We start from the raw sequence: 19,149 nt of genomic DNA, 5'->3' as shown, positions 1-19,149 counted from the left end.
CCCTCGGCTGAGCCCATGCCCACGGCTGCGCCCACGCCCTCCGCCACGCCACCGGGCCAGGACCTGCAGCGGCGCGATCGCCAACCGGAGATGATGGATCAGCCGGGGTTGGATCCGGCCGAACACGCCCGTGCCCTGGCCGGGCTGCGGCGCATCAATCGCATCAGCGGCCTGGCGGCGAGCCTGCTGAAACCGATTGAGGCGCTGGCCCGCCGCCGGGGTGATGCACCGCTGCAGGTGCTGGAGCTGGCCTGCGGTGGCGGCGACACCGCCATCGACCTAGCCCTGATGGCGCAGCAACGGGGCCTGGCCCTGGAGCTGCGCGCCTGCGATCTCAACCCGGAGGCGGTGCGAATCGCCGAGGCCAATGCCCAACGGCGCGGCGCGCCGGTGGAGTTCTTCTGCGCCGATGCCCTCGCCGCTCCCCCAGCGCCGGGCGAGGCCGACGTGGTGTTCTGTTCCCTGTTTCTGCACCACCTCCCCGACGCCGATGCCGAGCGGCTGCTGGCGCTGATGGCCCAGCGGGCCCGCCACCTGGTGCTGGTGAACGACCTGATCCGCAGCCGCGTGGGGTATGCCCTGGCCTGGGCCGGCACCCACCTGCTCAGCCGCTCCTGGGTTGTGCACACCGATGGGCTCCTCTCGGTGCGCGCCGCCTTTCAACCGGCGGAGGTGCTGGCGATGGCCGAGCGGGCCGGACTCGCTGGAGCCGCCCTGCAGCGCTGCTGGCCCGAGCGTTACCTGTTGTGCTGGGAGCGTGGTCTGGGGCAAGGCCATGGCTGAGTTGCAGCATGCCAACGGCTGGGATGTGGTGGTGGTGGGAGCAGGCCCGGCCGGTGGCCTGGCGGCCCTGGATCTGGCCCAGCGGGGGCTGCGGGTGTTGCTGGTGGAGAAGCGGGCCTTTCCCCGCTGGAAGGTGTGTGGCTGCTGCCTCAATGCCCAGGCCCAGGCGGTGCTGGCGGCGGTGGGGCAGGGCCAGCTGATCGAGAGCCAGGGTGGTGTGCCGCTGCGGCGGCTGCAACTGGGCCACCGGGGCCGGCAGGCGTCACTGGCCCTGCCCGATGGCCGCGCCCTTTCGCGGGAGCGGTTCGACCAGGCCCTGGTGGAGGCGGCGGTCGCCGCGGGCGCCAGCTTCCGGGCCAGCACCACGGCCCAGCTGGGCCCGGCGGACGCCACCGGGCGAGCCGTGACGCTGCACGAGCGCGGCAGTCGCCTGCCCCAATCGGTGCGGGCCAAGGTGGTGCTGGTGGCCGCCGGCCTGGCCCAGCGCTGCATCCCCGCCGGCGAGGCCGGTGCCCCGATCATCCAGCGTCACTCCCGGATCGGGGCGGGCTGCGTGCTGCCCAGCGCGGCGGCCGCCTATCCGTCCGGCCGCATCCACATGGCCATCGGCCGAGAGGGCTACGTGGGGCTGGTGCGGCGGGAGGATGGCCAGCTCAACCTGGCGGCGGCCTTCGATCGCCAGGCAATCCAGTGTCCTGGCCCAAGCAGCAGCGGCGGTGCAGCCGCTGCAGCCCGAACGGTGCTGACGAGCGCCGGCTTCCCGATCCCGTTGGGGCTGGAGCAGGCGCGCTGGCAGCTCACCCCCGCCCTCAGCCGCCGCGCTGCGGTGGTCGCCGGCAAGCGCTTTCTGGTGCTGGGCGACGCGGCGGGCTACGTGGAGCCCTTCACCGGCGAAGGCATGGCCTGGGCTCTCACCGCCGGCGCTGCTGCGGCGCCCCTGGTGCTGGCGGGGCTGGAGTGCTGGAGCCCAGCCCTGGAACGCCGCTGGCAGCGGGAGCTGCGCCAGCAGATTGGCCGCCGCCAACGGCTCTGCCGCGGCCTGGCCCTGCTGCTGCGCCAGCCGGGGGCCACCGCCGTGGCCTTTGGCGTCAGCCAACACCTGCCGGCCGTCGCCGAGCAGCTGGTGGCCCAGCTCAACCATGTGACTGTCCCCTCCCTGCAGGTGTCGCCATGCCCCTGAGCATCCGCGGCATCGGCACCGCCACTCCGCCCCACCAGGTGAACCAAGCCGAAGCCATGGCCCTGGCCGAACGGGTGAGTGCCGACAACGGCAGCCGGGCCGCCCTGGTGCGGCGGATCCAGGGCCGCACCCAGGTGCTCCAGCGCGGCAGCGTGCTGGCCACAGGCACCGCAGGGCAGCAGCCCAGCGCCGAGCGGCTGCCCTTCTACGGCAACCAGAGCCCCACCACCGCCGCCCGCATGGCCGCATTCGCCGACCATGCCGCTCCCCTGGCCCTGGACGCGGTGCGCGGCGCCCTGGCTGAGGCGGCGATCGAGGCCCACCGGATCACCCATCTGATCACCGTGTGCTGCACGGGCTTCCAGGCGCCGGGATTGGATCTGGCCCTGGTCCACCAGCTCGGCCTGGATGCAGGGGTGCAGCGCACCCACGTGGGCTTCATGGGCTGCCACGGCGCCCTCAACGGTCTGCGGGTGGCCCAGGCCTTTGTGGAGGCCGATGCCGATGCGGTGGTGCTGCTCTGTGCGGTGGAACTGTGCAGCCTGCACCTGTATTACGGCTGGGATCCGGAGAAAGTGGTGGCCAATGCCCTGTTCGCCGACGGGGCCGCCGCCCTGGTGGCCACCGCTAGGCCCGCAAACCCCAGCCCTGGCTCTGGCCTCAACCTGCTGGCCACCGGCTCCACCGTGATCCCCCACACCGCCGACTTGATGCACTGGCAGATCGGCGACCACGGCTTCGAGATGGGCCTCTCCTCGCGGGTGCCGGAGGCGGTGGCCGCCCAGCTGCGTCCCTGGCTCGAGCACTGGCTGCAACCCAGGCGCCTCCGCCTGGCGGACATCGCCAGCTGGGCGGTGCACCCCGGCGGCCCGCGCATCCTGCAGGCCTGCGCCGCCGCCCTCCAGCTGGAGCCCCACCAGATCGCCGCATCCCAGGCCGTGCTGCAGGAGCACGGCAACATGTCGTCGGCCACGATCCTGTTCATCCTCGATCGCCTGCGCCGCGCGGCGGTTCCCGGCCCGTGCCTGGCCCTGGCCTTCGGGCCGGGGCTCTGCGCCGAGGTGGCCCTGCTGGAGCTGGCCTCTGCATGACGCTGTCCATGGCTCCCATCGAGGCCTGGTTCAGCCAGCAGGGCTGGACGCCGCTGCCGTTTCAGCGCCAGGCCTGGGCGGCCTACCTCGCCGGTAAGAGCGGCCTGATCCAAGTGCCCACCGGCTCCGGCAAGACCTATGCCGCTGTGATGGGTCCGATCGCCGAGATGCTCGCCGTGCAGCAGGGGGCAGACACAACGCAGCGCCGTGTCCAGGATTCCGTACAGACCGTACAGAAACAGGGAGAGTCTGAAAACAACAAGCGCCCCCGACGCACCACCACACCCCAAACCAACATCCAGGGCCTGCGGCTGCTCTACATCACCCCCCTGCGGGCCCTCAGCCGCGACCTGGCCCTCGCCATCGAAGCGCCGATCGAAGCCATGGGCTGGCCGCTGCAGGTGGGCATCCGCAATGGCGACACCGCCAGCAGCGAGCGCACCCGGCAGCTGCGCACCCCGCCCCAGATCCTGATCACCACCCCCGAATCCCTCAGCCTGCTGCTGGCCAATCCCCAGGCGCCCGAGCTGTTCAGCGGGCTGCAGGCGGTGGTGCTGGATGAGTGGCACGAGCTGATGGGCAGCAAGCGCGGCAGCCAAACCGAGCTCTGCCTGAGCTGGCTGCGGCGGCAGCGGCCCGGTCTGCGCACCTGGGCGATCAGCGCCACGATCGGCAACCTCAAGGAAGCGGCCCACACTGCCGTCGGTGCGGGCCCCGAGCCCTGCCTGATCACCGCGCCGATCGCCCGGGCCACGGCGATCCGCAGCCTCCTCCCCGAGAGCATCGACGGCTTCCCCTGGGCCGGCCATCTGGGCCTGCGCATGTACGAGGAGCTGGTTGCTGCGTTGGAGCCCGGGGTGTCCACCCTGCTGTTCACCAACACCCGCAACCAGGCCGAGCGCTGGCACCAGTGCCTGCGCTACGCCTGCCCGGAGATGGAGGGCGCCCTGGCCCTGCACCACAGCGCCATCGACCGGGCCGAGCGCGAAGCGATCGAGGCAGGGGTCAAAAATGGCGCCCTGCGCTGGGTGGTGGCCACCAGCTCCCTGGATCTGGGCGTCGACTTCCAGCCGGTGGAGCGGGTCGTGCAGATCGGCTCGGCCAAAAACGTGGCGCGGCTGTTGCAGCGGGCCGGCCGCAGCGCCCACAACCCCGGCGGCACCTCCCAGGTGCTGTTCATGCCCACCCATGCCCTCGAGCTGCTGGAGCTGAGTGCCCTGCGGCGGGGCCTGGCCGCGGGATTGGTGGAGGAGCGCCGTCCGCCGGCAGCCCCGATCGACGTGCTGCTCCAGCACCTCACCAGCCTGGCCTGCGGCCCGGGCTTCGAGCCGGCCCAGGAGCTGGCGGCGGTGCGCACGGCCTGGAGCTACCGCCAGCTCAGTGATGCCGACTGGCAGTGGTGCCTGCGCTTTCTTGAGCAGGGGGGCGACTGCCTCGGCGCCTATCCCCGCTACCGCAAGCTCGAACGCGAGCCCATTGCGGCCGGCAGCGATGAGCCCTTTCTCTACCGGGTGCAGGAGAAGGCCATCGCCCGGCTGCACCGGCTCCACATCGGCACGATCACCGCCGACCGCGCCGTGACGGTGCGCTTTGTGCGCGGCGCCGTGCTCGGCCACGTGGAGGAGGCCTTCATCGGCCGGCTCAAAGCCGGCGATGTGTTCTTCTTTGCCGGGCGCCAGCTGGAATTCGTGCGCCTGCGCGAGATGACGGCCCTGGTGAAAGCCACCACCAAAAAGAGCTCCACGGTGCCCGCCTGGGCCGGCGGCCAGATGGCCCTCTCCGATCTGCTCAGCCAACACCTGCGGGCCGAGGTCGACCGCTGTGCCCGCGCTCTGGCGGGAAAAGCCAGCCTCGACAGCCCGGAACTGCAGGCGCTGGAACCCCTGCTGCAACGCCAGGTCCAGCTGTCGCGGCTACCCCGCAGCGAGGAGTTTCTGGTGGAGGTGTGCCGCAGCCGGGAGGGCAGCCATCTCTATGCCTATCCCTTTGAGGGCCGCTTCGTGCATGAGGGCCTGGGCTTTCTCTGGGCCTGGCGCCTGGCCCGCGAGCAACCCAGCACCATCACCGTGTCGGTGAACGACTACGGCTTCGAGCTGCTAGCCCCGAAGGGCTACCCGTTTGAGGAGCTGTTCGACCTCCACGGCGATGTCCTGCTGGACAGCACCAATCTGGAGGCTGATCTGCAGCAGGCCGTCAACCTCTCGGAGCTCTGCCGCCGCCGCTTCCGGGCCATTGCCCAGATCAGTGGCTTGGTCCGAAACGGCTATCCGGGGCAGTCCAAATCGGGCGGCCAGCTGCAGATCAGCGCCGCCCTGCTGTTTGATGTGTTCAACCGTCACGAGCCCGACAATCGGTTGGTGGCGCAGGCCCGGGCTGAGGTTCTGAGCGAACAACTGGACCTGCCCAGAATCACTGGAGCCCTGAAGCGGCTGCAACGCTGCACATTGCAGCTGGAGCGCACCCCCAGACCCGGCCCCCTGGCCTTTCCTCTGCTGGCGGAGCGCCTCAACAACCGCATGAGCAATGAATCCCTGCTGAGCCGCCTGGAACGGCTCCGTCAGGATGCCGAACGGGTGGAGACAGGGATGTCTAGGGTCTAAAAAAGCTCGTCAGGATTGGCCTTGTGCGAGTACGGCCCCGAATCCTGATCCGGCAGCTCTTGGACCTGGGGCGGCGGCAACGTCCAGTGTCTCTGCTGCCAGTGCTGGTGCTAGCGGGGGGCCTGATTCTCACCATGGCCGTCTGCGAGCAGACCCGGCGTTTCGGCGTCCAAAAGCACCTGCGCACCGAGACCACCCTGCTCAACAACGTGGTGGATGCGGTACGCAGCAAGCTGGAGGTCAACATCGCCTTGCTCGCCGCCGTGGTGGGGCTGTTCAACGCGTCCAACGCGGTGGATCGCCAGGAATTCACCACCTTTTACGAAACCGTCGCCCTCAACACTGCCCAACTCAAGGGCGTACAAGGCGTGGGCTTCGCCCGCTGGATCCCGGGCGCCCAGCTACCGGCCTATGAGGCACGGATCCGCAGCGAAGGGTTTCCCGATTTCCGTGTACAGCCGGCGGGCCGGCGGGCCGACTACAGCGCCATTGAATTTCTCGAGCCCTTCGACTGGCGCAACCAACGGGCGTTCGGTTTCGACATGTATACCGAGCCCGTGCGGCGGCAGGCCATGCAGCGGGCCTGGCACACCGGCAATGCCAGCCTCACAGCCAAGGTGCAACTCGTGCAGGAAACCCAGGAGGACCTGCAACGGGGCGTACTGATCTATCTGCCGATCTATGCCGATCGGGGGCAAGTGCCGGGATCCAACCGGCGGGAGTTGCTGGGTTGGGCCTATTCCCCCCTGCGCATGAACGACGTGGTGAACAGTGCCATTGCCGGCATCGATAGCCCCGACATGGCCGGTACCGGCGTGGTCGTGATCGACGGCGACCAACTCGATGCCAACCGCGTTCTGTTCGACAACCTCAAGCTGCTGCGCCGCAACGAGCTGCGCCATCCCAGCTACGAGACCATCGAGGTTGCTGGGCGCACCTGGCTGGTGGGCGTTCAGCTCGCGCCCCGACTGGTGGGGCCAAACGGCATCGACAATGCCTATTGGATGAATCTGCTGGTGGGGCTGGGCAGCAGCCTGGTGGCAGCCCTGCTCACCCGGATCCTCGTCACCAACCATCTCGCCACCCGCGAAGCCCTGGCGATCAGCGAAGCCGCCGCCCAGGAGCGGGCCCTGGCCAGCACGGTGTTTGAGGAAAGCGGTCAGGGGATTGTCGTCAGCAATCCCGAAGGCCGGATCCTGATGGCCAACAACGCCTTCACCCAACTCACCGGCTACCGCATTTCAGAAATCAAGGGGCAGCGCACCAGCCTGCTCAAATCGGGGCTCCACGACAACGCCTTCTACCAGCAGATGTGGGATCAACTGATCCACAAGGGCTTCTGGGAAGGCGACATCTGGAACCGGGTGCGCAGCGGTGAGATCCGCTGCCATCACCTCAGCATTTCCACCGTCCGCGACGACGACCTGGAGCCCCAGTACTACGTGGGGATGCTCCAGGACGTAACTGAGCGCCAGCAGGCCGAACAGGCCGTGCGCTTCCTGGCCCAGCACGACACCCTGACCGGATTGGCCAACCGCTCGATGATGATGGAGCAACTGGAGCGCCATCTAGCCCTGGCCAAACGCCATGGCCATGGAGTGGCCCTGCTCTATCTCGACCTCGACGACTTCAAGCCCGTCAACGACCGTTTCGGCCACAACGTGGGCGACCGGGTGCTGCAGCTCGTGGCCGAACGCTTTCGCAAGGTGATCCGCGAAGGCGACCTGCTCTGCCGTCAGGGAGGCGATGAGTTTGTCGTGGTGGTGCCGGAAGCGGGCAGCTCCGACGAGCTCATGGGCATGGCCTGGAAATTGGTGGAAGCCAGCAGGGCCCCCTACAACGAACTCGACCCCAGCATCAAAATCTCCGCCAGCGTGGGCATCGCCCGCTATCCGGAGCACGGCAACAGCTGCGAACAGCTGCTGGCCGCCGCCGACAACGCCATGTATGCAGCCAAGCGCGCCAAAATCAGCCCTGTGCAGCTCTGCGACGGGCCCCAGCCCCTGCCTGAGCAGGCTTCAGGCCTGCTCGAGCCGCTTGACGATCACGGCCATCAGCACCAGGGATCCGGCCAAGGCGATCAACAGGGCAATGGTCATGACTGAGGTGGCTGCATGCACGGCGATTATCCCCGGCCAAGGCCACGGCATGACGGGGCTTGAGTCGTCCATGGTGCTGGAGTCATCCATGGTGTTCGTCTACGGCAGCCTCAAACGCGACCAGGCCAACCACCACTGGCTGGCTGGGGCCACCTGGCTGGGTGAGGCCACTCTGGACGGCGTGCAGCTGTTCGACCTGGGGCCCTTCCCAATGGCCGTGGAGATGGCGGTGGAGATGGAGGCGGAGATGGCCCCATCCCCAGAGCTCTCCAATCCGCTTCGCGGGGAGCTCTACCAGGTGAATGGATCCACCTTGACGCAACTCGACCGGCTAGAGGGCGCCCCGCGGCTGTTCCAGCGCCACTGGCGCACGCTCTGCGATGGACGCGGTGCCTGGGTGTATCTGGGCCGTGCCGCCCAGGTGCGCCACGTGCCGCAGATCCCCAGCGGTCATTGGGGCGGGCCGCGCCTGGCCCGCTGGCGGCGGGCTGAGGCAATGCCCTGAGCCTCACTACTGCACGTGTGATCCTCGGGCTCGGCGAGGAGCCAACCAGCCTGCAACCGAGAATCAGCGCTGCAAGCACAACAACACTCCATGGGCTTGACGCTCTACGGCGGCGCCCGCAGCCGCGCCTCGATGCCCCGCTGGTATCTGGAGGAAAAGGGCATCCCCTACCAGTGGATCCAGCTCGACCTGGAGGCCGGTGAGCACCGGCAGCCGCCCTTCACCGCCATCAACCCCTTCGCCAAGGTGCCGGCGCTGGTGGATGACAGCCTGCGGGCGCCGGGCGGGAAGCCGCTGCAATTGTTTGAAAGCGGCGCGATCCTGCTGCACCTCGCCGACCATCACGGCCAGGATTTCAACGGCACGGCTGCGGAGGTAGCGGCCCAGCGTGCCCTGGCGGCCCAGTGGATCCTGTTTGCCAACGCCACCCTGGCGGTGGCCCTGTTTGTGCCATCCAACCGGGAGCGGGAGTTTCCCCGGCTGATGACCGTGCTCGACGGTCTGCTCGCAGAGGAACACTCCCTGCTGGCCGGTCCCTGGGGCAACCCCACCTGGACCGTCGCCGACTGCGCCGTGAATGCCTACCTGGCCTACCTGCCGATCTTTTTCCCCCAGGTCGATCTATCGGCCTACCCCAACGTGCAGGCCACCATCGCCGCCACCCAGGCGCGTCCGGCCTACCGGCGGGTGATGGGGCTGGCGTGAGGGGGATTGATGGCCACTGACAGCGCCCCCTTCACCTGGCAGGGTCAGGTGTTGCAGCTGCTGGGGGCCCCGGCGGTGTGGGAGCCGCAGCACCGCACCCTGCTGGTGGCCGACCTGCACCTGGGCAAGGCGGAAACCTTCCAAGCCCACGGCATCCCCCTGCCCAGCGATGGCGATGGCAGCACTCTCAACGCCCTGCTGGATCTGGCCCACTGCTGGCAACCCCAGCAGGTGGTGGTGCTTGGGGATCTGATCCACAGCCGCCTGGGGCTCACCGCCGAGCTGCGGGCCAAGCTGGATGCCCTACCCGAGCTGCTCGGCTGCCCGCTCCGGCTGATCGGAGGCAACCACGACCACGGCAGCTGGATCGCCGGGCTACCGCAGGAGCCCTCCCAGGCGCTTGGACCCTGGTGGCTGAGCCACCACCCGGAACCGCGGACTGGATTCCTCAACCTCTGCGGCCATCTCCATCCGGTGGCAGTGGTGGGCCGGGGCGCTGATCGGCTGCGGCTGCCCTGTTTCAGCTACTGCATGCGCCAGGAGCGCCTGGCCCTGCCCGCCTTCGGTCGCTTGACGGGAGGCCATCCCTGCTCCCAACGTGATCAGATCTGGCTGGTGGCGGATGGCGCCGTTGTGGAGTGGACGCAAGCAGCCCCCAGCAACACCCCAACCGCCTGACCCCTCTGCCTGAACGCACCGCGGTGAGACGACCGCTGTGGCAACGCAAGCGGTCGCTGGTGGTGGCCGTGCCGGCGGGATTTCTCAGCTTTCTGGTGGCGATCGCACCACCCCTGACGGGCCCCAGGGCCGGAGCACCCCTGCTCACCAGCGCCGACGGGGTGCCCTTCCGCTATCAGCCCGACGACAGCGTCTACGCCCTCGATTTCGACCCCCGAGAGGTGCGACTCCAACTGTTTGAAGGCTGGGACCGGGAGCAGGAGGCCTTCGCCGACAGCCAGGCCCTGGCCTTCATCTCCGGGCCGATGTACGAGCGCCATGTCGATGAGAGGGGGCGGGAGATCACGGTGCCCCTGGGCGACATCAAGCTGGGCGATCGGATCTGGCGCGGCCGCAACCGCACCGCCGCCCGCCAACGGGCCTTTGTGGGGATCCGCCGCGATGGCGGCGTGGAGTTCGGCTACGGCGAACTCACGAGCGAGCGCGCCCAACGCTTCGACAGCTTCATCGGCGGGTTGCACAGCGTTTACAACGACCTGGAGCAGCCCCCCGCGGCCTACAAAGGCGCGTACAGCATCTCGATGGGGCAGCAGATCCGCTACTTCCTGCCCCGGATCCGCATGGTGATCGGCCTGCGCCCCGACGGCCGGTTGGAGGCGCTGATGAGCCGCGATGGCCTCACCCTGGAGCAAACCCGCTCCCTGGCACGTCAGCGCGGGCTGCGGGCGGCCTACCTGCCCGACCACGCCTCCAAGAGCCGCTTCATCATTCCGGGCCAGAAGGGCTTCAGCGCGGCCGATGCCAACTGGATCAGCGGTGGCGCCACCAGCTTTGTGCACGTGCCTTACCTGCTGCGGCTGAGCCGGCGTGCCATACCCCTCCAGGGATCGCTGCTGGCCGGCCTGGCGGGGCGCACGGCGGCCGAGGGCTGCGGCAATCCCTTTCAATGCGGCCAAACCCTGGGCGGCCAGCTGGTGGACCGGGCCCTGGCCGGCTTCAACCGGCTGATGGAGCAGGGCGTGGAGCCCGTTGCCCAGCTGATCTGGGCGCCCCTGGGGCCCAAGGATCCCCTGCGGGCGCGAGCCAAGGCGCCCCTGCGGGAGCCACTGATCAGCGCCGACCCCCTGGCCCTACGGCAACGCCAGGAGCAGGCGGGCGCCAGCCCGGCGATCACCGGGGTGGAGCTGGAAACCCTTGGCCTGCCCGCCGACCTGCCCCAGCCGCTGGTGCTGCCGGAAGGCGCAGTGCTGCCAGAGGGGGAAGAGCCCTCGCAAGGCGAGGGTGCCGCATCCCTGGATGGACAGCAGATTGCGCCAGGTTCTCCGGCTCCTGGTGCAACAAGCCGTGCAACAGAACCCGTCGTGGTGGGGGGACAGCTGCCCGGGGCTCCACCACCACCACCCTTACCGCAACCCTGATCAGCCCGCCGCCGCCAGCGCCCGCACCACATCGCCACGGGTGAGCACACCCACGGGGTGGCGCTCGCCATCGAGCACAAACAGGCGTTGGGTGCTGCGCTCATGCAGCAGGCTTGCCGCCGCCGGCAGGGGCAGGTCGGCGCTGCAGGTGTGCACCTTGGCATTCATCACCTCGCCCACGGTGCTGCCGAGCACCTGGTGCACCTCCTTGTCCCAGCTGAGCGGGTTGCGCAGGTAGATCACCGCATCGAGCAGCATCACGTAGGGCCCGGGCTGGAAACCGCTCTCCCGCACCATCAGGTCCTGCTCGGTGAGTTCACCCACGAGTACCCCCGCCCCATCCACCACCGGCAGACCGCTGATGTGGTGCTCGCTCATCAGCTGCACCGCCTCCTGAAGGGGGCTGCCGGCGGTGACGCTCAGCACCGGGGCCGACATCACGGCGGAAACCAGCTGTTGCACCACGGGCCAGCACTCAAGACTGGAGCCATTCTGGGGCCGAGCCTGGCGAGCACCATGACGACACAAGGGATCGAGCCACGGAAACTGCGCCGCCTGGCCGATGGCCTCACCGTGGGCCGCGCCCTGCTGGGCCTGCCGCTGATCCTGGCTCTCACGAGCAACCAGCTGGCCCTGGGCTGGTGGCTGCTGCTGCTGGGGGGGCTGAGCGACTGGGCCGACGGCGTGCTGGCCCGCCGCGCCGGTGGCGGCTCAACCTGGGGCGCCCGACTCGATCCCCTCACCGACAAAATCCTGATCGTCGCCCCCCTGCTCTGGATCGGGGCCGAGGGCCTGCTGCCCCTGTGGGCGATCTGGCTGCTGCTGGCCCGGGAGCTGCTGATTTCCGGCTGGCGCAGCGGTGCCACAGGCGGCGGGCCGGCCTCCCGGGGCGGCAAAGCCAAAACGATCCTGCAGTTTGGGAGTTTGCTGCTGCTGCTCTGGCCCTGGAGCGGCGCCGGCTGGGCCCAGCTGATGGGCTGGTGGCTGTTCTGGCCGTCGCTGCTGCTGGCGCTCAGCTCGGCCTGGGGCTACCTGCGCAAGGTCGATCAGCCATAAACATTGGGCACAAAAAACTGTTCATTCAGTGGTGGGCGCTGGTAATCGCCAACGCTCTTGCGCGGTGGCAGTTCGATCGCCTCGGGGGTCATGTCCACGTAGGGCACCTTGCTGAGAATGTGGCGGATGCAATTGAGCCGGGCCCGTCGCTTGTCATCGGCCTCCACCGTGAACCAGGGAGCCTCAGGAATGTTGGAGCGGGCAAACATGTCGTCCTTAGCACGGGAAAACTCCACCCAGCGATCCCGAGATTCCAGATCCATCGGACTGAGCTTCCAGCGGCGCGCCGGATCCTTGAGCCTTGAGCGAAAGCGCACTTCCTGCTCCTCATCGCTCACCGAAAACCAATACTTCAGCAAGGTGATGCCACTGCGCACGAGCATGCGTTCGAATTCCGGACAGGACTGCATGAATTCCTCCACCTGCTCCGGGCTGCAGAAGCCCATCACCTTCTCCACCCCGGCGCGGTTGTACCAGGAGCGATCAAACAACACCATCTCGCCGGCAGCGGGGAAATGTTCCACATAGCGCTGGAAATACCACTGGCTCTTCTGCTGGTCTGAAGGGGTGCCGAGGGCCACCACCTTGCATCCACGGGGATTCAGCGGCTCGGTCACGCGTTTGATCGTGCCGCCCTTGCCGGCGGCATCACGCCCCTCAAACAAGATGATCAGGCGGTATCCGGTGTGCTTGATCCAGTACTGCATCTTCACCAGCTCCACCTGCAATCGGGCCAGCTCGTTTTCGTAAATGTTGCGGTCTAGTTTCGGAGGCCGGCCCTCGGAGTGGCTCGAAAAGTCGTCCAAGATCGGCGACGGGTGGTAGCGATCGCTGCCGTTTCCAGCGGCATCTGCTGACAAAGTTTTCTTGTTGGTCGATTCAGCCCGTTCAACCTGTTTCTTGCCTTTCTTCTTTTTCATTTTCTTAGACAGCAGCTTCAACTTCGGCGACGGCATATCCAGAGCGTTGGAAGCGGCCTCCGAACCCTGCTCAGAACTGGTGTCGGATGCCCTCTCGGTCTGATTTTTTTTCACTGGCCATGGATCAACACACACACTGGAAATCACCTATCGCCAAACTGAAGCTGCCAAAGCAGCGATCGCTACCTTCAGGAAAAACGCATACCTTTCTTCACAGGCCATGACCTGTTGTCCATGTCACGCCTGAGCCTTGGCTAAACCTCAAACCTGGATCAATCCCGAATCGGTGCTGGCTTGGTTGCAGCAGGGTCACCGCCGGTTTCTTGAGGGGCATTCCCTCCACCCCCACAGCACGCGGCAACGCATGCAGGCGGTGGTGGAGGGACAACATCCGCGGGCAGCGGTTCTGGGCTGTGCAGATTCGAGAGTCCCGGTGGAGCTGCTGTTCGACACCGGTTTCGGTGATCTCTTTGTTGTACGCAATGCCGGCACGATGAGCACCACGGCGGCGATTGCCTCGCTGGAATATGCGGTGGGGCATCTGGGCGTGCCCTTAATTGTCGTGCTAGGTCACGAAGCCTGCGGCGCCGTATCGGCGGCTCTTCACCCTGAACTGCTCCTGACCCCGAGCCTGGCCCAGGTGGTGGGGCAACTGCGCATGGAGCTGTTGCAATACGGCGATCAGCTCTCGCTGGAGGAATCCTGCCGGCGCCACACCTTGAGCGCCGCTGGAAATCTGGTGCACTCCAGCGTGCTGCTAACCGATCGCCTGCGGGCCGGTCAGCTCGCCGTGGTGGCCGGCTATTACGACCTCCACAGCTCCTCGATCGACTGGATGGGCAGGGTGGAGCCGATTCGTTATCCGGAACCGTGCCCCGACCTCAGCCTTCGCCCAGCAACGCCGCATCAGCGCTGAAATCGGGGCTGGTGGGCATCCGCTGGGCGTAGTCGTGGGTGTAGCTGTCAGCCAGGGTGGCCTCGAGGTCAAACTCCGGCTCCCAGGCCAGTTCGCGCCGCACCCGGGTGATGTCGGTGAGGAAGTGGGCCAGCCGTAGGGGGAAGGCCTTACGGGCTTTCTTGTCCAGGCCTGCGGGATCGAAGCTGCGGATCTCCACCGTCGCCGGATCCTGGCCGGCGGCGCGGGCGGCGGCCTCCACCAGGCCGCGGAAGGTGACGCCCTGGCGGCCCGTGCAGTTGTAGATGCGGTTGGCGGCGGCCTCCACCTCGATGCAGCGGGCCATGGCACAGGCCAGGTCGCGCACGTGGCCCAGCTGGGTGATGGTGCTGCCATCACCGGGCAGGGGCACCGGCCGGCCGTGCACGATCCGGTCAAAGAACCAGCTTTCCACCGGGTTGTAATTGCCCGGGCCCACGATGTAGGTGGGCCGGAAGCTGGTGAAGAGAATCCCCTCGCTGCGCAGCCAGGCCTCGGTGTCGGCCTTGCCGGCGTGGCGGCTGGCCGGATCGGTGGGGCTGTCCTCATCCAGGGGCCACAGCTCGCTGTCGGCATACACACCGGCTGAGCTCACATACACAAACCGGTGACTGGGGGAGCCGGTGCGTTCGATCACGGCGCGGGAGTCGTCAAGCGTGCGGCCGGAGCTGTCGACGATCACGTCGAAGCGGCGACCATCGAGCCGCTGCAGTCCATCCGGAGTGGTGCGGTCGCCGATCAGGTGCTCCACCCCTGCCGGCGCTGGCTTGTTGCCCCGGGTGAACAGGGTGAGGGCATGCCCCGCAGCCTGCAGGCGCTCCACCAGCGGTTTGCCCACGAAGCGTGTGCCGCCCATCACCAGGATGTCCATGCCGATGCCCGCCGGCGGGCCGTGAAACGCGGCGTCATTCTGGGCTGCGTTCCGCTCTGGGGATCCTTCAGGCGCTGGCGCCGGTGCTTAAGCCCGTACTCAGACCCAGAAGCTGCAGCAGCCAGGCCCAGAGCGGCACCGTCAGCAGCGCAGCCAAGGTGCTCCACAGCACCAGGGCCGCCGGCCGCCGGGTATCTACTGCGCTATCGGCACCAGCATCAGACCCCACGGATTCGGCCAGCAGCAGCACCGCCACGGCGGTGGGCGCCGCCGCCTGCAGCACCAGAGGAGCGAGCAGCAATGGCGGCAGCCGCAGCAGCACAGCCATCACCAGCACCGCCAGGGGAAACAGCACCAGCTTGATCGCCATGCTGACCAGCACCCCAAAGGGCAGGGGGCGGCCCAACACCGGAGCGATGCGCAACCCCAGCACCACCAGCGACAGCCACACCACCGCCCGGGCAGGCCACCACAACCAGGCCGCGAGCACCCCATCCCAGGGCGACAGCTGCAGCAGGGCCGCCCCCAGCAGCCCCTGGCTGGCCGGGCTCCTCACCAGAGCGGTGAGGAGCGGTTGCAGAGCCAGACGGCGCTGGGCCATCAGCGAGGGACCGATGGTCCAGGTGAACAGGGTGCCGGCCAGGTCGTAGCTGATCGCGTAGCTCAGGGCCTGCGGGGGCAACAGGGCCAGCGCCGCAGGGATGCCGAAATAGGCCGTGTTGCCCACCACCGCCCCAAAACGCTCGGCGGGGCTGGAACACCAGCGCTGCACCACCAGCAAGCCGCTGCCAACGGCGGCCAGCGCCAGTACGCCCATCTCCAGCACATCCCAGTGCAGGCAGCTGCGCAGCAGCAGCCCCATCAGGCTGAAGGGCACCCCCCAGCGCACCAGGGGCGGTGCCAGCACACCGGCCAAATCGGGCCAACGCGGCGCCAGCAGCATCCCTAGCAACAGAGCAGGCACCAGCTCGAGCAGAAACGCCAAGGCCAACCCCAACACCCGACGCACCGCAGGCTCCAGGATGGCGCCATGCGTCTCAGTGCCGCCTACACCGCCCAAGTCGCCGTGCTGCCGCAGACCCGCGGCTACCGCCACTTCGCCCTGCTGGGGGAGCGGGGCAAGGGCAGCGAGCGGGCCGTGGAACTCGAGGCGGTGCTGGAGCGCCAATTTCGCCTGGTGGTGCCCCTGCGGGAGCTGGGCGATCGGCAGCTCTGGCAGCCTGGCTGGCAGCAGTTGCCGCCACCGCCCGCCATGCAGATCATTCCCGCCATCGATCTGCTCGACGGGCACTGCGTGCGGCTGCACCAGGGTGACTACGACCAGGTGACGCGCTTCGGCGACGACCCCGTCGCCCAGGCCCTCAGCTGGCAGAGCCAGGGGGCCCAGCGGCTGCACCTGGTCGATCTCGACGGCGCTAAAACCGGCCAACCCATCAACGATGTGGCGGTGAAAGCGATCACCGCCGCCCTGGACATCCCGGTGCAGCTCGGGGGCGGGGTGCGCAGCGCCGAACGGGCCGAGGAGCTGCTGGCCTGCGGCCTCGATCGGGTGATCCTCGGCACCGTTGCGCTGGAGCAACCCGAATTGGTGGAGGCCCTGGCGACCCACCACCCCGGCCGCATCGTGGTGGGCATCGACGCCAAGAACGGCAAGGTGGCCACCCGCGGCTGGCTTGAGGAGAGCAGCACCGACGCCAGCGAGCTGGCCCGCCGCTTCAGCGCCAGCCCCCTGGCGGCCCTGATCTGCACCGACATCGCCACCGATGGCACCCTCGCGGGGCCCAACCTGGATTTTCTGCGCGCCATGGCCGAGGCCAGCAGCGTGCCGGTGATTGCCTCCGGCGGCATCGGCACCCTGGAGCACCTGCTCTCCCTGCTGGCCCTCGCGCCCCTGGGGGTGGAGGGGGTGATCGTGGGCCGCGCCCTCTACGACGGGCGGGTGGATCTGGCCGAAGCCCTGCAAGCCATTGGCGACGGCCGCCTCCAGGACCCCATCGCCAGCACGGTGGCCTGATCCCGTAAGCGGATCGGGTGTGGGTTGGCTATAAATGCGTAACACTCCCTGAGGTGTGTCGCGTGATCGTCGACGCCCTTTCCCCTCCCCAACCCGCCGGTGTGGCCCCGCCCAGCACCAGCCTCGACTGCGCCACCAGCGTGGATGAGGTGTATCAACGCTGCCGGGAACTGGGCATGCGGCTCAGCCGCCAGCGCCGCATGGTGCTCGATCTGCTCTGGGCCGAGAAAAGCCATCTCAGCGCCCGAGACATCTTCGAGAAGCTCAACAACCTCGGCCGCAACATCGGCCACACCTCGGTGTACCAAAACCTCGAAGCACTGCAATCGGCCGGAGTGATCGAGTGTCTGGATCGGGCCAGCGGGCGGCTCTACGGCTACCGCAGCGACCCCCACAGCCACCTCACCTGCGTTGAATCGGGCGCCATTCAAGACCTCGATGTCGAACTGCCCCGGGAGCTGCTCGAGCAGATCGAGCGCCATACGGGCTTTGCCATCGAGAGCTACACCCTGCACCTCACCGGCCGCCCTCGGGCCCGCGCAAGCCGTCACCACCGGCCACCGGCCATCGATCATTCCTGATCAAGGGCTGGAGAAACCCGCCCAACATCGGTAGCGTTGGCCGAACCATCCGGCCCGACCTGTGAGTGCGCAGCTGCTGCTGTTTGCCGAACCGCTGCTGCGTGATGGGCTCAACCGGCTGCTGACGGACCAGGCCGGGAAGTATCACGTTGCCGAAACGCCCGACCAACTCCAGGGTCTGCCTGCGTTGGTGATCTGGCAGGCCAGCAGCCAAGACATGCAGGGAGGCCTGGCCCAGGAGGTGCTGCGCTTGCAGGAGCGCTGGCAGCCGTCACCGCTGCTGCTGCTGCTGCCGGCAGGCCACGGCCTTCAGAGCGAGGCCCTGCTGCAACTGCCTGCGGCCGGACTGCTGGAATCGCCGAGTCCGCAAGAGCTGCTGGAGGCGATCCCCACCCTGCTGGCCGGCGGTCGGGTGCTGGCCGTGGCCGGTGACACCCCAACGGCCGCGGCAACGGCCACCCCGGCCCTGGGCCTGGGCCAATGGCTGTTGATCAGTGGCCTGCAGCAGATCGATGCCGACATCCAGGCCATCGGGCGTCTGCTGACGCCACCCCCCACCAACCTGGTGCAGCTGCTGGTGCTGCAGGGTCGCCTCCGGGAACTCTCGGCGGCCCGCCAGCTGCTGCTGCTGCTCTGGGGCCCCGTGAGTGTGGCCTGGGGCCCGCTGGCCTCCAGCCTCAGCCCCACCCTGGCCGCAGCCAACGCCCCGGGTGCCGGCCCCGAACCCGTGCTGGCGATCACGCTGCAACAGCGCAGCGCCGACGGCATTTGGCGCGCCATTCGCCAGCGGCTGGAGGCCGGCACCGAGGCTGGCCTGAGCAACCAAACCGGCCAACTGCTGGCCATTGAGGGGCTCAGCGGGGAGCGGCGGCGGGATCTGCTGCGGGCCCTGCTCAGCCAGGTGGACAGCCTGCGCCAGCGCTTGCTAAGCGACCCCGCTCCCCAGCACGCGCTGCAGGAGCGCTGGCAGCAGTGGCAGCCGGAGCTGCGCCAGCAAGCCCTGCGCAGCCTGGTGAATCCCTACGTGCAACTGCCCAACGAGGGCAGCCTCCAGCCCGTGGCCGAAACCCTGATCCGCTGCAGCAACCTCACCACCGGCGACCCAGAACTGCCCGATGCCCAACCGATGCTGGCAGCGCTGGTGCGGGCCCAGCCCCTGCTGGTGCAGGGTCGCTTGCTGGCGGCCGATGAGCCGCAGGCCGTGTTGCATCTGGAGCTGCTGCTGGCCAACTGGCTGGTGCGCAGCGCCGAATTGGTGAGCGCTGAGCTGCTGGCCAGCTGCGCCCACTGGCCCGAGCTGCGCCGCTACCTGCTCCAACCCGACCTGCTCGCCACCCGCAACCTGGAGCGGCTGCGCAACCAGCTCAACGCCCAGCAGCGTTGGAGCAGCTGGGTGGAGCGGCCGATCAGCCTCTACGAAAGCCGCCGCCGGCTTTACTGCCTGCGCGATGGCGCCATCCGCTGCCAGGAGCTCACCGAACCCCGCGATGCCGAATTGCGCCAGCTCGGCTGGCTGCAGCAACTGGTGACCCTGGCGCTGGAAACCCGAGATGCACTGGCTCCCCAGGTGCAGAGTCTGGTGCGCGGCCTGGGCGATCTGGTGGTGGTGGTGCTCACCCGGGTGCTGGGCCGGGCCATCGGCCTGGTGGGCCGGGGCATCGCCCAGGGTATGGGCCGCAGCCTGGGCCGTGGCTGAACGCCACAATGGCCCCAT

Annotated in this window: 18 protein-coding genes and 1 pseudogene; 15 read left to right on the top strand and 4 right to left on the bottom strand. The window is 68.3% G+C overall.

Annotated features, from left to right (window positions below; genetic code table 11):
- Positions 1 to 15: 15 nt before the first annotated feature.
- From KBY57_RS00395 to KBY57_RS00355, 9 genes are all read left to right on the top strand, one after another.
- Positions 16 to 783, top strand: a complete 768-nt coding sequence (locus KBY57_RS00395; protein ID WP_254993920.1) for a methyltransferase domain-containing protein — start codon at positions 16 to 18, stop codon at positions 781 to 783.
- Positions 776 to 1,963: an NAD(P)/FAD-dependent oxidoreductase gene (locus tag KBY57_RS00390; protein WP_254993918.1), complete on the top strand. Its 1,188-nt coding sequence runs from the start codon at positions 776 to 778 to the stop codon at positions 1,961 to 1,963. Before KBY57_RS00395 ends, KBY57_RS00390 begins: the two co-directional genes overlap by 8 nt.
- The gene (locus KBY57_RS00385; RefSeq protein WP_254993917.1) at positions 1,954 to 3,054 is read left to right on the top strand and encodes a type III polyketide synthase; all 1,101 of its coding nucleotides are present in this window, start codon (positions 1,954 to 1,956) and stop codon (positions 3,052 to 3,054) included. The genes KBY57_RS00390 and KBY57_RS00385 overlap by 10 nt, the downstream gene beginning before the upstream one ends.
- Complete coding sequence (locus KBY57_RS00380; protein WP_254993916.1) at positions 3,051 to 5,654, top strand: ligase-associated DNA damage response DEXH box helicase; 2,604 nt, start codon at positions 3,051 to 3,053, stop codon at positions 5,652 to 5,654. Before KBY57_RS00385 ends, KBY57_RS00380 begins: the two co-directional genes overlap by 4 nt.
- Positions 5,655 to 5,740: 86 nt before the next feature.
- The gene (locus KBY57_RS00375; protein WP_254993915.1) at positions 5,741 to 7,759 is read left to right on the top strand and encodes a CHASE domain-containing protein; all 2,019 of its coding nucleotides are present in this window, start codon (positions 5,741 to 5,743) and stop codon (positions 7,757 to 7,759) included.
- Complete coding sequence (locus KBY57_RS00370) at positions 7,752 to 8,258, top strand: gamma-glutamylcyclotransferase (RefSeq protein WP_254993914.1); 507 nt, start codon at positions 7,752 to 7,754, stop codon at positions 8,256 to 8,258. The genes KBY57_RS00375 and KBY57_RS00370 overlap by 8 nt, the downstream gene beginning before the upstream one ends.
- Positions 8,259 to 8,348: 90 nt before the next feature.
- The gene (locus KBY57_RS00365; protein WP_254993913.1) at positions 8,349 to 8,963 is read left to right on the top strand and encodes a glutathione S-transferase family protein; all 615 of its coding nucleotides are present in this window, start codon (positions 8,349 to 8,351) and stop codon (positions 8,961 to 8,963) included.
- A gap of 9 nt (positions 8,964 to 8,972) precedes the next feature.
- Positions 8,973 to 9,641 (top strand): ligase-associated DNA damage response endonuclease PdeM, encoded by a 669-nt coding sequence (gene pdeM / locus KBY57_RS00360; RefSeq protein ID WP_254993912.1) that lies wholly within the window; start codon positions 8,973 to 8,975, stop codon positions 9,639 to 9,641.
- Positions 9,642 to 9,664: 23 nt separating this feature from the next.
- Entirely contained in the window at positions 9,665 to 11,059 is a 1,395-nt protein-coding gene (locus KBY57_RS00355; RefSeq protein WP_254993911.1) for a hypothetical protein, read from the top strand.
- Here KBY57_RS00355 and KBY57_RS00350 read toward each other — a convergent pair whose 3' ends face one another.
- A complete protein-coding gene (locus tag KBY57_RS00350; protein WP_254987116.1) occupies positions 11,060 to 11,497 on the bottom strand; it encodes a CBS domain-containing protein in 438 nt (145 codons plus the stop codon).
- A 78-nt stretch (positions 11,498 to 11,575) separates the two neighbouring features.
- On the opposite strand from KBY57_RS00350, the gene KBY57_RS00345 reads away from it, so the two are divergent.
- On the top strand, positions 11,576 to 12,115 hold the full coding sequence (locus KBY57_RS00345; protein WP_254993910.1) for a CDP-alcohol phosphatidyltransferase family protein: 540 nt from the start codon (positions 11,576 to 11,578) through the stop codon (positions 12,113 to 12,115).
- Here KBY57_RS00345 and ppk2 read toward each other — a convergent pair.
- A complete protein-coding gene (ppk2, locus tag KBY57_RS00340) occupies positions 12,106 to 13,035 on the bottom strand; it encodes a polyphosphate kinase 2 (protein ID WP_254993909.1) in 930 nt (309 codons plus the stop codon). The two genes, KBY57_RS00345 and ppk2, sit on opposite strands and share 10 nt — an antisense overlap.
- A 250-nt stretch (positions 13,036 to 13,285) precedes the next feature.
- Here ppk2 and KBY57_RS00335 point away from each other — a divergent pair, with 250 nt between their 5' ends.
- Positions 13,286 to 13,951 carry a carbonic anhydrase gene (locus KBY57_RS00335; RefSeq protein WP_254987114.1) on the top strand — a complete coding sequence of 222 codons (666 nt, stop codon included), beginning with the start codon at positions 13,286 to 13,288 and terminating at the stop codon, positions 13,949 to 13,951.
- Here KBY57_RS00335 and KBY57_RS00330 read toward each other — a convergent pair.
- Together KBY57_RS00330 and KBY57_RS00325 are read right to left on the bottom strand one after the other, a co-directional pair.
- A complete protein-coding gene (locus KBY57_RS00330) occupies positions 13,917 to 14,840 on the bottom strand; it encodes an NAD-dependent epimerase/dehydratase family protein (RefSeq protein WP_254993908.1) in 924 nt (307 codons plus the stop codon). The two genes, KBY57_RS00335 and KBY57_RS00330, sit on opposite strands and share 35 nt — an antisense overlap.
- Before the next feature lie 67 nt (positions 14,841 to 14,907).
- Positions 14,908 to 15,849: an AEC family transporter gene (locus tag KBY57_RS00325; RefSeq protein ID WP_254993907.1), complete on the bottom strand. Its 942-nt coding sequence runs from the start codon at positions 15,847 to 15,849 to the stop codon at positions 14,908 to 14,910.
- A 21-nt stretch (positions 15,850 to 15,870) separates the two neighbouring features.
- Between KBY57_RS00325 and KBY57_RS00320 the strand changes: the two are divergent.
- The 4 genes and pseudogenes from KBY57_RS00320 to KBY57_RS00305 all read left to right on the top strand — a co-directional run.
- Positions 15,871 to 16,059: pseudogene (locus KBY57_RS00320) on the top strand (TIGR02450 family Trp-rich protein); the annotation flags it as partial.
- A gap of 33 nt (positions 16,060 to 16,092) precedes the next feature.
- A complete protein-coding gene (hisA, locus tag KBY57_RS00315; RefSeq protein WP_254994241.1) occupies positions 16,093 to 16,854 on the top strand; it encodes a 1-(5-phosphoribosyl)-5-[(5-phosphoribosylamino)methylideneamino]imidazole-4-carboxamide isomerase in 762 nt (253 codons plus the stop codon).
- A 176-nt stretch (positions 16,855 to 17,030) separates the two neighbouring features.
- On the top strand, positions 17,031 to 17,435 hold the full coding sequence (locus KBY57_RS00310) for a transcriptional repressor (protein ID WP_254994240.1): 405 nt from the start codon (positions 17,031 to 17,033) through the stop codon (positions 17,433 to 17,435).
- 61 nt (positions 17,436 to 17,496) lie between these two features.
- Positions 17,497 to 19,131 carry a DUF3685 domain-containing protein gene (locus tag KBY57_RS00305; protein WP_254993906.1) on the top strand — a complete coding sequence of 545 codons (1,635 nt, stop codon included), beginning with the start codon at positions 17,497 to 17,499 and terminating at the stop codon, positions 19,129 to 19,131.
- Positions 19,132 to 19,149 lie beyond the last annotated feature (18 nt).

The organism is Cyanobium sp. Aljojuca 7D2, from assembly GCF_024346415.1.
Taxonomy (GTDB): domain Bacteria; phylum Cyanobacteriota; class Cyanobacteriia; order PCC-6307; family Cyanobiaceae; genus Cyanobium_A.
This window is presented reverse-complemented; position numbering and strand designations above follow the sequence as displayed.